The 15902-nt window shown below is 27.0% G+C and carries 2 protein-coding genes; both read left to right on the top strand.

What is annotated here, in order from left to right; translation table 11 throughout:
• Positions 1-139: 139 nt before the first annotated feature.
• Positions 140-7573, top strand: a complete 7434-nt coding sequence (locus IC173_RS07180) for a SpvB/TcaC N-terminal domain-containing protein (RefSeq protein ID WP_227855358.1) — start codon at positions 140-142, stop codon at positions 7571-7573.
• Between the two features lie 24 nt (positions 7574-7597).
• Complete coding sequence (locus tag IC173_RS07175; RefSeq protein ID WP_227855357.1) at positions 7598-15892, top strand: neuraminidase-like domain-containing protein; 8295 nt, start codon at positions 7598-7600, stop codon at positions 15890-15892.
• Positions 15893-15902: the final 10 nt, after the last annotated feature.

Here is a 15902-nt window from a genome sequence, read left to right as displayed (position 1 = left end):
CATTTTAGACGACCAGTTACGCATAAATTGTTGAATATTCTTTTAAATATCTATATACTTTATAGTATAATTTATCAGAAAATTTAGAAAAAAGGATATAAAAAGAAAATCTAATGAAATTATAGGCGGTGTTAATCATATGGAAAGTAATAATAAAGGTGTGTTTAACAATGGAACAATTTCTATAGGTGAAGTATCTATGCCTAAAGGTGGTGGCGCAATAAAAGGTATGGGTGAGACTTTTAGTTCAAATCCATTTACAGGAGTTGGAAATTTTTCTATACCAATAAAAACTTCAAAAGGTCGAGGTTTTGAACCAGATATTTCTTTAAATTATAACTCTGGTGCTGGGAATGGTCCATTTGGATTAGGATTTTCTATTTCATTGCCTTATATATCTAGAAATACGGAGAAGGGTGTGCCTACATATGAGGATATTTTGGATAAGTTTATATTATCTAATTCATCAGAACTTGTAAAAACATGTGATAATAGAAAACAAATGAAGAAATCAAAAAACTTAAATTCCTCATGGGAAGTGACTTCATATTTACCTAGAGTAGAAGGAGACTTTTCAAGAATAGAATATTGGAAGAGTAAAGAGAGTTCTTATTGGAAAATTACTACAAAAGATAACATTACATCAATCTATGGCAAGTCTTTAAATTCAAAAGTTGCAAATCCAAACAATGACAGTCAAATATTTATGTGGCTTATTGAAGAAAGTTTTGATTCAAAAGGAAATAAAATTGAGTATATTTATAAACAAGAAAATAATGAAAATATAATAGATAAATCTAATTATGTAGATAGAAGATTTGATTCATATAAATATATACATAAAATAAGATATGGGAACTATTTTGATAAACAAAAAAAAGAAAAATGGGCCTTTGAAGTGGTCTTTGATTATGGTGAATATGAATTAGAAGATACTTTATTAAAAACGAGTCAGTCGAATCCATATGTATATACAAATATGTGGAAAGTGAGAAAAGATTCTTTTTCGTCATATAGAAGTGGATTTGAAATAAGAATTTGTAGGCTTTGTAGAAATATATTAATGTTTCATAAATTTGAAAATGAACTTGGAGAGATACCATGCCTTGTAAATGTAACTAACTTAAAATATGAAGAAACACTGCAAATGTCTATGCTATCAGAAGTTCAACTGAAAGGATACAGAAGGAATAAAGATAATAGTTATTTTTTAAAATCTATGCCTCCAATAAAGTTAGGATATTCTAGTTTTAATCCAAATAATAAAAAATTCAATTTATTAAAAACAAAAGATGATTCTAATTTACAAGGATATTTACAAAAAACTAAGTTTAATTTTATAGATATTTATGGTGATGGTTTACCAGGAATTTTAATGAGCAATGAAGAGTCTACATTTTTTTGGAGAGCAGAAGGAGATGGAAAATATGGATTTTTAGAAAAACCAATTAAGTTTCCTATTGAAAAAGATTTAACTTCCTCTAATTATTTTTTAATGAGTCTTGAAGGTAATGGCAAATTGAACTTTATTGTTTCAAAAACAGAAAGAGCAGGATTTTATGAGTGTGAAAGTAATGGAGATTGGAAACAATATATGGATTTTGAATATTTTCCTATGGAATTTACAAGAAGCAGTAGAAAAGAAATGGTTGATATAAATGGAAGAGGACTAATAGATATTGCTATATTTGGAGATGATTACCTAAATGTGTATTCATCTATTAAAAAAAGTGGTTTTAGTAGAGCAAATAGAATTGATTTTGGAAATAGAATAAGTTCAGGAGAATTTCCATATAAGAATAGTGAAAACATAAATGAATTTATTGGATTTGGTAATGTACTTGGAGACGGTCTTTATCATAGAATTAGAGTACGAAATGGATGTTTTGAATGTTGGCCAAATTGTGGTCATGGTAATTTTGGAGAAAAAATATTGTTGAGAAATGCACCAAAGTTTGATGAAGATTTGGATATATCAAGAATTCATTTTGCAGATATTGATGGTTCGGGAACTATGGATATATGTTATGTATATTTAGATAGAGTAGATATATATCTAAATTTAAGTGGCAATAGATTTAGTGATGCAATATCAATACCATTACCAGAGAATTACTCAAAGTTTGACCAAATAAACTTTGAAGATGTAAATGGAAATGGAGCTTCTTGTATGATATTTACAAAGGTAGGAGAAATAATAAAGCACTATGTTTATGATTTTACAAATAACTCAAAGCCATATTTATTAACTAATATAGATAATTCTTTAGGTATGTTGACAAATATAACTTATTCTAGTTCTGTAAAGTTTTATCTTGAAGATAGGGCTTTAGGTAAAGAATGGCAGACAAAGTTACCATTTCCACTACATGTAGTGGAAAAGATAGAGTTTATTGATGAGATTTCAGAATCTAAATTTACAGAATATTACAAATATCATTCTGGTTATTATGATTATGTGGAACGAAAGTTTAGAGGATTTGGGTTTGTTGAAAATTGGAACTCAGAAAAGATTAATTCAAGTCTAGAAAATCCACTCATAGTACCTACTACTTATATAAAAAAATGGTATCATACAGGGTGTTGTGATCAATTAGAAAATATATCTAAACTTAATGAAGAAGACTTTTTTTCTGAAGATTTGGATGCCTATGTACTACCAGATATTATATTAGATAGTTCTATTAACAAAAAAGATTCAGAAGAACTGAGAGAGGCATATATCTCTTTAGCTGGAAAAATTTTGCGTGAAGAAACTTATGGATTAGATAGTGATATAGAAATTTCAGATATACCATATACTGTGTCTGAAACTAACTTTAAGATAGTAAAGCTTCAAGATAAAATAGAAAATAATTTTGGTGTGTTTTATTCTCATCCAACTGAGTGTATAACATACAATTATGAAAGATTAGTAAAAGACCCACGTATAGCACACAAATTTATATTAGATGTAGATAAGTTTGGTAATATAGAAAAATCTTGTGAAGTATATTACCCAAGAAGGTTTAAAATAATAAACCAAAATAGTGTTTATAGTAAACAATACAACCTTAATATAACAGCAGAATGTACAAAATTTATAAATGAAACTGAAGATTTTAATTTAATTGGAATTGCATATGAACATAGTTTATTTGAGATAGGAGAAGTATCATTAAATGGAAAAATCTATTTTTCATATGATGAAATCAAAACAATAACAAATGAATCTTTTTGTAATGTAGTAAATTACAATGAAAGTTTCAAAAAAGGAAAAGTACAAGCTAGATGTATTTCTTGTGATAGAAAATATTTTTGGAATGAGCATCAGGATAATTTACTGGATTTAGGAAAGATAACTGATAAAGCGTTACTTCATCATCAGGAATTTGCTGTTATGCCAGAAACTTTAGTAAATGATATATTTGCGGATAGGATAAATGATAATATATTAGTTCAAGATTGTGGTTATATCAAAAAAGAAAATTATTGGTGGAATAGAGGGCTTGTTCAAAGTTATTTTACTAGAGAAGAAAATGGATTTTTTATGCCTATATCAAATGAAAATTTATTTATAGAAAAAGATTCAAAATTATATTGTAAAAAATATATTGAGTATGATGAATATAGATTATTTCCAATTAAAATAGGAGAATATTTGTCTGAGCAAATATCAAATGAATCAGAGTTTATAATTGACTATATAACTACTTTACCAAAACAATTGAAAGATATAAATGGTAATATATATCAAGTTATTTTTGATCCATTAGCAATGGTAATTGCAAAATCTAACTATGGTATTGTTGATGAAAGTTTTCAGGGAAACGGAGATTTAGATATATATAAATATTTAGAGAATGCTACGTTTAAAGAGGTTATAAAAAATAATCAAAAATATTTACAAATGGCATCTGAATTTTTCTTTTATGATTTGTGGGAATGGAGTGATAATAAAAAACCAGCTTGCTTTATTCAACTTGTAAGAGAGAATTATTTAAGTGAGATTCAAACTAAGGAAGAAGATAAGGTTCAAATTAATATAGGTTTTTCAGATGGTTTTGGTAGAAATATAGAACAAAAAACTAAAGTTGATTCAGGAAAAGCAATCTTATATAACAAAGGAAATCTTATATATAACAAGTTAGGAGAAGTATCAACTGGGTATGTGGATGAACGTTGGCAAGTGTCCGGAAGAGTAGTGTACAACAATAAGGGAAAACCTATAAAGCAGTTTAAGCCATATTTTTCATCAACTTCTGAATATGAACAACAAAAATATCTAGATAATATATTAACTGCATCAGAAGTTATTTATTATGATTCAATTCTTAGGGTTGTGAAGATTGAAAAAGCTAAAGGTATACCATCAAAATGTTCTATAGTAAAGAATGTATTTACTAAAGTTAAGTATTCTCCATGGGAGGAAATTCACTATGATGAAAATGACACATTAGTAGATTCAGATTATTTCAATGAATATATAAATAATTATCCTGAAAATCCTACTGTAGAACAAGAATATGAGAAAAAAGCACTTTTAAAAGCTAGTAAATTTTATAATACCCCTGAAAAAAAAGTGTTTGATAATATGGGAAATCAATATCTATTTATAAGGGATAACCTAGGTGAAGTTTATAAGGATTCATTTAAAGAGATAGCTTGTAAAAGAGGTATAAGTGTAGATGATATATGGAATGAGCTTTTGGGTAAGGAATATATAAAACCAAGCAAGATTCAAGAAAACAAAATTTTAAGTGGATGGGTATCTGAAAAATTTCAACCATATAGTAGTAATTTTAAATTAGAGATAGATGAGAAATATGAAAGTTGCAGTAATGAGTTAATAGATTTTATGAAAAAGAGTTGTCTAACAACGTTTAATGATATAGATGTAACTGGTAAGATTAAGCGTAGTGTAGATGCAAGATTGTATTATTCAAACATTAGTGAAAAAACAGATTTTTGTAATTTTAAGTATTTTTATGATATGAAAGGTAATGAAATTTATGTAGAAAGTGCAGATGCAGGTATAAAGTTAAACCTATTAAATATGTATAATAAGCCTACACATTTATGGGACTTAAGAGGTTTTCATAAAAAAATATATTATGATAATCTACAAAGAATTAAAGAAATTTATGTTGATGGAAGATGTGAAAGTGGTCTAAACATAAATCAAACTGTAGAAAAGTATGTTTATGGAGAATTTTATAATCAAGATATTAAAAAGGTGAAAAGTAGGAACCTAATAGGCAAAATTTATAAACATTATGATAGTGCAGGTATAGCTATCTCAGATATTTATGATTTGAATGGTAAGGCTATTAGTGTTAGTAGACAGTTTGCTTCCGATTATAAGAATGAAATTAATTGGGATAAAATAAGTAGTGTTCAGCTTGAAGAAGATGTATTTCATACTAAATATAAGTATGATGCACTTGAAAGATTAAAAATAGAAATTACACCAGATTTAAGTATATATAAAGCCAAGTATAATCAATTAGGTCTATTAAATGGTGTAGATGTATTTTTATCTGAAGAAAACAAAGAATACAATTTTATAAAAGATATAGAGTACAATGCAAATAAGCAAAGAACTAAGATTTATATGAATAATAGTTTAATTACTCAGTATACTTACGATGATATAGATTATAGGTTGAGAGGAATTAAGTCTATAAGGACAATAAATAAAAATGAGGCAGATAAAGGTAATGAGATGAGCACATTTCAAGAGTTAAAATATATATTTGACCCATGTGGAAATGTTATGACTATAATGGATAGTTCTTTGGAAGCAATATTAAAAAGCAAAAAACAAATAAGTCCTGTAATGGAGTACACATACGATGCTATGTATCAATTAATTAATGCAACTGGGAGGAAACATTCAGGTGTTATTGCAGATAAATCAGGTTGTGGCTTTGGAAATTCAAAATACATTAAACTAGGAACATTACATATAAATGATAGTGAAAAAATTGAAAATTATAGAGAGATGTACGGATATGATGATTCAGAAAATTTAGTATCTATAAAGCATATATCAGATAGTTTAACATGGATTAAATCTATTGATATTGATAAAAAATCAAATCATTCTCGTGGCATCAAGTATGGAAATAAAGATGAATTATATTATGAAACTAATTTTGATGAAAATGGTAATATGAGAAACTTAGAAACTATTTCTCAAATTTGCTGGAATTACAAAAATAATATATCTCATGTAGATACTTTAACTAGAGAAGATGAAATATGTGATAGTGATTATTATATATATGATGCAAATGGTCAACGTGTAAGAAAAGTTAGCGAAAGAAAGATAAATACAAATATTTTTGAGATAGAAGAAAAATTTTATATTGGTAATTTTGAAATTAAAAAGATAAAGAGGATAAATAATAAAAATGAAACTATAATTTTAAGTAGAAAATCTATAAAGGTAATGGATGATAAGAAATGTATATCAATGATCTATTTCTGGAATATTGATGAAAGACAACGAGAGACTAAAAATACTAATAAGTACTTTTTTAAATATCAGTTAGATAATAGTAATGGCTCATATTGTGTAGAGATAAATGAAAATGCAGAACTAATAACTTATGAGGAATACTATCCATATGGTGGAACAGCTCTGATTTTAGGAGAAGATGATAGAGAAGTTAATCTAAAGGAATACAGGTATTCAGCAAAAGAGAGAGATTTATCGACAGGACTATATTATTATGGGGAAAGGTATTATGCGTCTCATATTGGGAGATGGGTTTCAGCTGACCCTGCTGGTAAAGTGAATGGTTTAAATTTATACACATTTACTATAAATAATCCTATTAGATATAGTGATGATTTTGGAATGGATATAGGTGATAATTTTACCTTTGAAAGAGATGATTTACTTTACGGATTGCATGAATCAAGGTCTAAAGATATTTATATGAATGAAGTTAGAGCAGCTAATGGACGTAGCCGTTTAGGTGTAGGCCCCATAGTAGTGGACAATATGAATAACTTGTTTTTGGGAGTGCAAAGAGGTGAGACTTATGGTCAAGGTAAAGTAGCAATTAATGGGATGACTATAAGAACTCCTATTGTATCTAGATTTATGGCTTTTCTAGAGCATAATTTTTTAGGAAGTAAATTACCTAGAGATAGTAGCCCTTCTTCAATAAAAAGAAGAATCATATCTGGGTGTAAAGCAGGAATGTTGTTTACTGTTGCATCAGGAAAAACTATAAGGTTTGTGTTAGATGGATTGAATATAAGAAGTATATGCTACAATACTCATGAAAAAAGAAGCTATACAGAAAGAGAGCTTAGATTTATATATAAACGACGTAATGATGCAAATTTTATGCAAAACATAAAATTTTATAAAGAAGGTAGAGAAGTTGAAGCTCCATGGATAAGTAATAGTAAGTGGTGGAACACTTGGTATGAAAGTAAAACTGTTAAAGGGTATGGAAAGATTTTAAGTACACTTGAAAAAGTAGGATATGTTGCCTCTGTAATATTAGCTCCATTATTTCTTAACTTTGTTGCTAGTAAGGTTGGTTATAAGTTAAAAAAAGTTTTAAGTGTATAATATAAATTTAGAAAGGAGAATACTATGGATAAGGACAAGCTGACACAAAAAGAGCAACTCAATGTTTTTTATGGTAATAATCCAGATTTTGAATTATCGGATATTGAGTTACATAAAAAAGAAACTTTAGATAAATTAAATTTAGATGGAGTTAATAAAGAAGTGGTTTTAAAAAACCTTATGATACAAAAAAGATTACATCAATTGCATGCGTCAGAAGGTATACATTCAAAGTTGATTGAAAATGATTTAATATCAGCTCAACAAATTGCAAGTATGGAAGAAGAGTATTTTGTTAATACATATTCAACTAAACTAGAAATAAGCAAAGAAACTGCTAGGAAAATTTATAAAAATGCAATATCAATACAGAATAAAGTAATGAATCTCTTAGTAAATATAAAAACAACAGTTGCATCTCCATATTTTAGAAATCTCAAAGTAAATACAATAGGTGATGATACAATTAGATATTTTGAAAAATTACCTAGTTACCAAGAGATGTTCGGAAATTTAGATTTTTGTGATTGTGAAGATTGTAAATCAATATTTGGACCTGCTGCGTATTTCGTAGATTTAATGAGAATAATAGATAAATATATAACTAAACCAAATGAGCATACTATTGATAAAGACCTGAGTTTAAATTATAGAAGGCCTGATTTACAAGAGATACCTCTTACATGTGAAAATGCAAATAATCTTGTTCCATATCTAAAAATAGTAAATGAACGTTTGTATGATTGTATTAAAACTTTATTTAATACAAAAGACACAAGTATATTTGAGGTTCTTGCTACAAAAACTGTGTATCCATTTAATCTCCCATTTAATTTAAACTTGGAGCAGATAAGAGTATATCTAAATCAAGAAAATTTAAATTTGAGTGACATATATGAAACTTGGGATATAGAACAAAACGAAGTTGAGAGAGAAAGGTTAGGTATTTCATTAAAACAGTATAATATTTTAACACAGAGTTTTAAAGATGATAATCAATTAGCAAACTATTATGGTATGAGTGATAGAGCTAAATTAGCAGAATTAAATAATACACAAACATTACTAAAAGTAACACAATTAAAATATAATCAACTTGAAGAATTACTAATGCAAAATGTTTCACAGAACGAAAAAGATAATAATATAGCACATAATTTTTATATAAATCAAGGTCTTTTAGACAAAAAATATTTGTATATTGATGACAATAAGGAAAATAAAAATAATAATCTATCAAATTCAATTAAAAACATCAATAATGATGTTCTTGATAGATTAAATAGATTTATAAGACTAAGTAAAGTAACTTCTTTAAATTTTATGGATTTAGACTGGATGATAAACTCAATTCATTATTATGATAAAAATATAGAAATATCAAAAAAAACTATTACAGATATATCCCGTTTATTAAAATTATCGAGCGATATGGAACTTGATGTAATAGATTTATGTGCACTTATTGCTCCAATAAAAACATATGGAGAAGGCAATGACTTATTAAAGTCAAAAGTACCTTTTGATGTCATATATAATAATTGTAAAACTAAAAAAACTGAGTCTACATATCATCCTAAAAACAATAAACTAAACCCTCTATATATAGACAATTTAAAACTTTGGAATCCTGCTAAAATTGATGAAAATAATATTAAAATTTCAAGATGGCTTTCCAGTAGCTTAATTATGTCAATTGAAGATTTAAATTTTTTAGCTATCACAATTTTTAAAGAAAATGCAAACATAGATTTAAATGCAGATATAGAATTAACTGTAGATAATTTATCAGCTTTATATAGACACTCATTACTTGCAAGAAAATTTAAAATGAAAATTGAAACCTATATAATATTGCTTAAGCTATGCCACTTAGATACTAAAAAGGTTTTTTCTATTGATGATATTTATTGCATTAAAAATGTTGTAAGTTTTATAGAAAATTCTAAAATCAACGTATACAACTTTAACTATTTTATAAATGGAGAAGAAAGTCAGTATGTAAAGCAAATATTCAAAGAAGATAGTATTGATAATTGGTTAAAGTCATTATGTATGAGCATAAAAAAAGATTCAAGTTTAGATATAGAAAATGAAATTATAGAAAGGATGTCTGCTTATCTAGGTACAGAAAAAGAGTTATTAAAATATTTAGTGATTGTGTTTAAAAAGTCAATTGTTTTACCTGAGGGTATAAAATACTGGACAGAAGCATTTATAAACTATTCTAACCCTGAGAAATATAAGTTTTATGTTATAGAGGTATTAAGATGTTGTTCAAGATGGATTAACTTAGTAACTAAAATAGCACCAGATTATAAGCTTGTTGAAAGTATTATTAAGTATCCGAACTATTATGGTTTCCAAAATGATTTTAAGTTGTATTCTATAGATAATATTATGAATTTTTATTTGATTAATGAGTATTTATATACTTTTGATGATGTAGATTATGACATGCTTAATTTTATTGAATCAAGTGCAAAAAAAGAAACAAATAGTACAAAATATCTGTCAATAGCAACTAATTGGAATAAATCTCAAATAGATGATTTAATATCTAAGCAATTTTCAAAAGAACAAAATTTAGTGATTTTGATAAAAAAACTAAAAAGCTGTTTTGACATAGTTAATAAATTAAAGTCTGACAATGCATTTATAGACAATATTCTTACATTATCAGGTTTGGATGAAGAAAAAAATTGGACTAAATATGTTGACATTTCGAATATGGCAGTACAAAAAGTAAAAGGGACATACAGTATAGAAGAATGGAAATCGATAAATACAAAATTACAAGCAATTATAGAAGGTTCTAAACGAGATATTTTGCTTAGTATCACTTTGTATACTCTCAATAAAAAGTTTGTAGATATTAAAACATCAAATGATGTCTATAAGTATTTATTAATTGATGTAGAAATGGATGATTCTACGCAGATTTCTTATATAGTAGAAGCATTAAATGCTACTCAACTTTATCTTCAAAGATGTAGATTAAAAATGGAAAAAGGAGTAGAGTCACTAAATATACCTGAATCTTGGTGGTCCTGGATTATGAATTATAGAATGTGGGAAGCGAATAGAAAAATTTTTGTGTATCCAGAAAATTATTTATTACCATCAATAAGACATACAAAGTCAGAAATATTTAATAAGTTAGAAAGTGCATTATCTCAATCTGAAATAACAGATGCATATATAGAGACAATTTATAATGATTATATAGAAGAATTTTCAAATATATCAAAATTGACTATAGCAAGTTCATATCGTTGTACATATAAAGATTCAATGCGTGGAGATGTTTGTACCTTATTTTTATTTGGACGAACAAGTCAACAACCATATATATATTATTATTGTTATCAAGAAGAGGGGATGCCTTGGACTGAATGGAAAAAAATAGATTTAGCTATAAATTCACACTATATAACTCCAGTATTTGCATTTAACAAACTATTCATATTCTGGGTGGAATTAAAAGAAAATCAAAGTACATCCATAGATGTGGTGGGCTCAGTAAGTAAATCTAATAATAGCAAAACATTTAAAATGGATATGTACTATTCGTTTTTAAATATTCAACAGAAGTGGGTAAATCCTCAAAATATATTATCAGAAGATTTGGTATATTATACTGATTACTCTGACAAGGATTCAATAAAAAATCAACTGCCTTTTAAAAATATTTTTGAAATGGATAGTATTTCTTGGCTTAAAGTAAATGCATTTTCCGTTAATGCATCTAATTTTAAAGCGTTTGATAAAAAATCAAAGGATTTTGAGCGTATAAATATACTTTATGGACCATTTGCAAATCAATCTGGAAAGGTAATTGAAATAAAGCAAATCAATGATGATGGTACAAATAAGTATTGTTTTGAATCCAAGTTAAGTGAAATAGGGGAAAGTTTTAATAGATTGGTTTTAGCAAATAATACGGGTTACTTACCTATTCAACATCAATATTCATTTAATATGAATATGAACAATGAACCACTATTATTAAAAAATGAATTTTTATTGGTTGATAGATATTCACAAAATAAATATCAAATACCTTATAAACCTATTATAGATAAATTTAATAATAAGCTTGGGATTGTTTATTCTCAAAGTGTAATTTATGATAATTATCTATCCGATATGAAAGACTTATCGCATCAAATAGAGGAAAGCTTTGTTGAGTCAGATTCTTTTACATCAGATACAATTGAATTTAGTTTATCAAGTAAGATTTTTAATGATTTAAAAACAAGTAAGATAATTGATGATAATGGTAAGATATTAAAATCAAATCTCAGTACATTAGATTTGGAAATAGTGCTTATAAATAGGATTGTATCAAAAGAAATTAGTCCTAATCAACTTTTAGATATACAAAAAGTATTGTTTAGCCATGTTGGTGGTTTAAATATATTTAATAATATAAATCAAAAGGATATTTCTGTTATGCCTATATATAACCAAGTTGGTTCTTTTGTATTTGACAATGTAGATGAAACATTTATGATTTCTCCAGAGGATAAAATTTCAGTTCCAAGGTTTAGCATGTTATCAGATGGGCTAATAATTACAAGACCACCAGCAAGTGTAAGTTCTTTTTTATCACTTGGTCTTAACTATGATAAATCAATAAAATGTATAAAACTTTTGAAAAATTATGGGTTATTGGATGAAAATAATATAGTTAAAGTTTCGAATATAGATTACAACATAATAGAAATAATATTGAGTAATGCTCAGTTGGATGACACAACAAAAAAATCTATCTATAGGATGTTGATGAATTTTCCAATAGTAAATAAATATAGTTTTGTAAATAAGGATATTAGTAAGAGTGTATCAGAAACTATTTACAATACTTTTGAGTATTATAAAATTATAGATTCACATGGTAGAGCAGATGGAAATAATTTAACATATCCAGATGTTAAGTTGATTCTAAAAAATCAAATAGAGAAAGGTATTATTAAGGTAAATCAGATTTATGATATTTATGAAAAACTAGTTCATTCACCTGTACCAGTAACACTTAAATATGAAAATTTATATGAAGATAAGAATATGTCAGACCTATCTAAATATAAATTTAATATAACTAGACTGTCAACAGGTGCAACAAAAATATTACAAAAACGTATATTTATAGGTGGAATTGATATGCTTCTTAGTACTAATTCTCAAAATATACCAGTTGTTCCTGTTTTACCTTTTGATAGATTTGAACCAAATAAAGATTATATAAACTATCCAAGTGCAATTGATGGTGTACAGGTAGATTTTGATGGGCTTTATGGTGAATACTATTGGGAACTTTTTTATCATGCACCGATGTTATTAGCTCATAATCTGAGAAATAATCAAAATTATGCTCAAGCGCAAAGATGGTATCAATATGTATTTAATCCAACAAATCCAGAAACAAAAATAGTTAAAGATACTTTTTCAAAAGAAACTGAGCATATAATAACTGATAAAATGTCTGAAGATGTACTGTCAGTTTTAAATACTAAAAAAATAGGTAATCCAGCATATCCTATTATTGATGCTAATGGAAGAGTAAACCCAGAATTTAAATTAAATACAGAACTTAGTTTTTTAACAGAATGCAGTTTAAATAATGAAATGATAATCATGGTAAGAAATATATTGATGAATAAGCTTTTAGCTACACCATCAAGTTGTTATTGGAATTTCCAACTATTTCGTACTCATGTTTTAGATGAATTTATAGATACTTTAGATGACAGTAATCCTGCAATGAAAGTTTATAATAATGACCCATTTAACCCACATGCTATTGCTAGACTAAGAATGGGAGCATATGAAAAGTACACTGTGATTCAATATATAGAAAATATAATAGAGTGGGCTGATAAACAATTTATGCAAGATACATGGGAATCTATAACTTCTGCAACGATGCTTTATATATTAGCATCAAGCTTATTGGGAGAAAGACCAGTTAATTTAGGTAGACATGACAAAAAAAATGTAGAAACATTTAAGTCTATACAGACAAAATATAAAGATTGTCCAGGTGGTATACCTCAATTTCTGATAGACCTTGAAAATCATATATCTAATATAAATTCAGATATACAAGTTGATTTAGGGTTTAATAATATAGATGTTTATTTTGGAATACCAGAAAATGAGGAACTTATAAAACTTTGGGATATAGTGGATGATAGATTAAATAAGATTAGACATTCAATGAATATTAAAGGTGAAAAGAGATTATTGGAGTTATATCAACCACCAATTTCACCAGAATTACTTTCTAGGGTTGCAAGTTCAATCAATAATGTAAATTCATTAGCAGAATCACTAGATATAGAACTTTCTAATTATCGTTTTTCATTTCTAATTGAAAAAGCAAAGGAATTTGCAGGGCATATATGTCAACTTGGAACAAGTTTATTAAATACAATTGAAAAAAATGATGCAGAAAGTATGGCAGTGCTTCATTCAATACAAGAAAACAATATTTTAAATATGGTTACAGTAACGAAAGAGAAGCAAATAGAAGAGCTAAATGAAACTATTAAGTCAATGGATCAATCCCTTAAGAGTGCAGAACATAAGAAAACATATTATGAGAATTCAATAAAAGATGGACTTTCAGAAGAAGAACAAACAAATTTAGATGCAATGGGAGTAGCCTTATTTTTCCAAGTTTATGCAAATATATTTAAAACATCTTCAAGCATTGGATATGCAGTTCCACAAGTAGGTTCTCCTTTTGCCATGACGTATGGAGGACAGCAGTTAGGAGCTGTATTAGAAGGAATGGCAGGTGCAGCAGAAATAGGGGCATCTATCTCAAATTATGAAGCACAACGCTCTTTAACAATGGCTGGATATAATAGAAGAGAAGAAGATTGGACACTTAACAAAGAATTAGCTAATTATGAAATTGAGAATATTAAGAAACAGATTGAGACTCTTAAAATAAAAGTCCAGAGCGCAAAACAAGAGCTTGAAATACATAAGAAAACAATTTTACAGGGTAATGAAGTTTATAATATTCTAAAAAATAAATTTAATAATGTAGATTTATATTCTTGGATGGTAGGTAGAATAAGTTTAATATATTGGCAAATGTACCAAATAGGATTAAATATGGCTCATGTAGCTGAGAAAGCTTATCAACTTGAATTTGGTTGCGATGATAAATTTATAAATTTTAACAATTGGGATAGTATGAGAAAGGGACTCTTGGCAGGTGAAGGACTTCAATTAGCATTAAGTCAGATGGAGGCATCCTATTATAATAAAAATAAGAGGGGTCTAGAAGTAGAAAAAACTATATCTTTGGCAATGATTAGTCCTGAAGCATTATTAAATCTCAAATCATTTGGAAAATGTAGTTTTGAATTGACTGAAAAAATGTTTGATTATGATTTCCCTGGACATTATTTACGAAAAATTAAGAGTATATCTATATCTGTGCCAGCAGTGGTTGGTCCATTTCAAAATATTAAAGCTACATTAGTTCAGAAAAACAATAGTGTTGTTACAAAACCTTTATTGGAAGTTGTAACTTACCTGTTGGGTAATAAAATTGGAAATAAACCAAAAGAAGGTATTAGAGAAAATTGGTTGCCTAATCAAAAAATTGCCATATCAAAAGGTATTGATGATAGTGGAATGTTCTTGCTTAATTTTAATGATGAGAGATACTTACCATTTGAAGGTACAGGAGTTGTTTCTAGCTGGGAACTTGAGATGTTAAAAGAAACGAATAGGTTTAATTTTGATAGTATATCAGATGTAATAATCAATGTAAAATATACAGCTCTTGAGGATTCAAATTTAAAAGAAAAGGTTATAGAATTGTTATCTAAAAGTTATCCATATGTAGGCGGACTTTATTTTCCTTTACAACAGATATTTTCTACAGAATGGAATATGTTTATAAATGAATGTGATAATCAAGAACTACAGAGTTTTAATTTTGACATTTCATTATCCCAACTTAGTTTCTTTAGAGAAGTTAATGTTAAAGCTATATATATGAAGTTAGATATATTAAAAGATATTGTTTTACCAATAAAATCAGACTTCATAACAATTGAAAATTTAGGTATGAAAGAGACTGTAATAAATTTAAATAAAGATATTGGAATGGTAAATAATATCAATTTAAATATGAATGATATTAAAGGCAAATGGAGTATAAAGATAGATTTAGAAAAAATGAAAAAAGATAAGGATTTAAAGAAGTTTCTTAAAGAAAATAATCATATTGATGGTAAGAAATTATATGGAATAGAAATGGTTTTGGACTATGAAAGTAAAATTTTTTAAGTTGATTAAA

The sequence above is a fragment of the Clostridioides sp. ES-S-0048-02 genome (genome assembly GCF_020658495.1).
In the GTDB taxonomy this organism is placed as follows: domain Bacteria; phylum Bacillota; class Clostridia; order Peptostreptococcales; family Peptostreptococcaceae; genus Clostridioides.
The sequence above is the reverse complement of the archived record's forward strand: the minus strand, read 5'-3'. Positions and strand labels throughout refer to the sequence as shown.

Excerpts from the sequence above, each read along its gene's own strand:
- IC173_RS07180 (WP_227855358.1), top strand. The coding sequence starts at position 140 with ATGGAAAGTAATAATAAAGGTGTGTTTAACAATGGAACAATTTCTATA.
- IC173_RS07175 (WP_227855357.1), top strand. The coding sequence starts at position 7,598 with ATGGATAAGGACAAGCTGACACAAAAAGAGCAACTCAATGTTTTTTAT.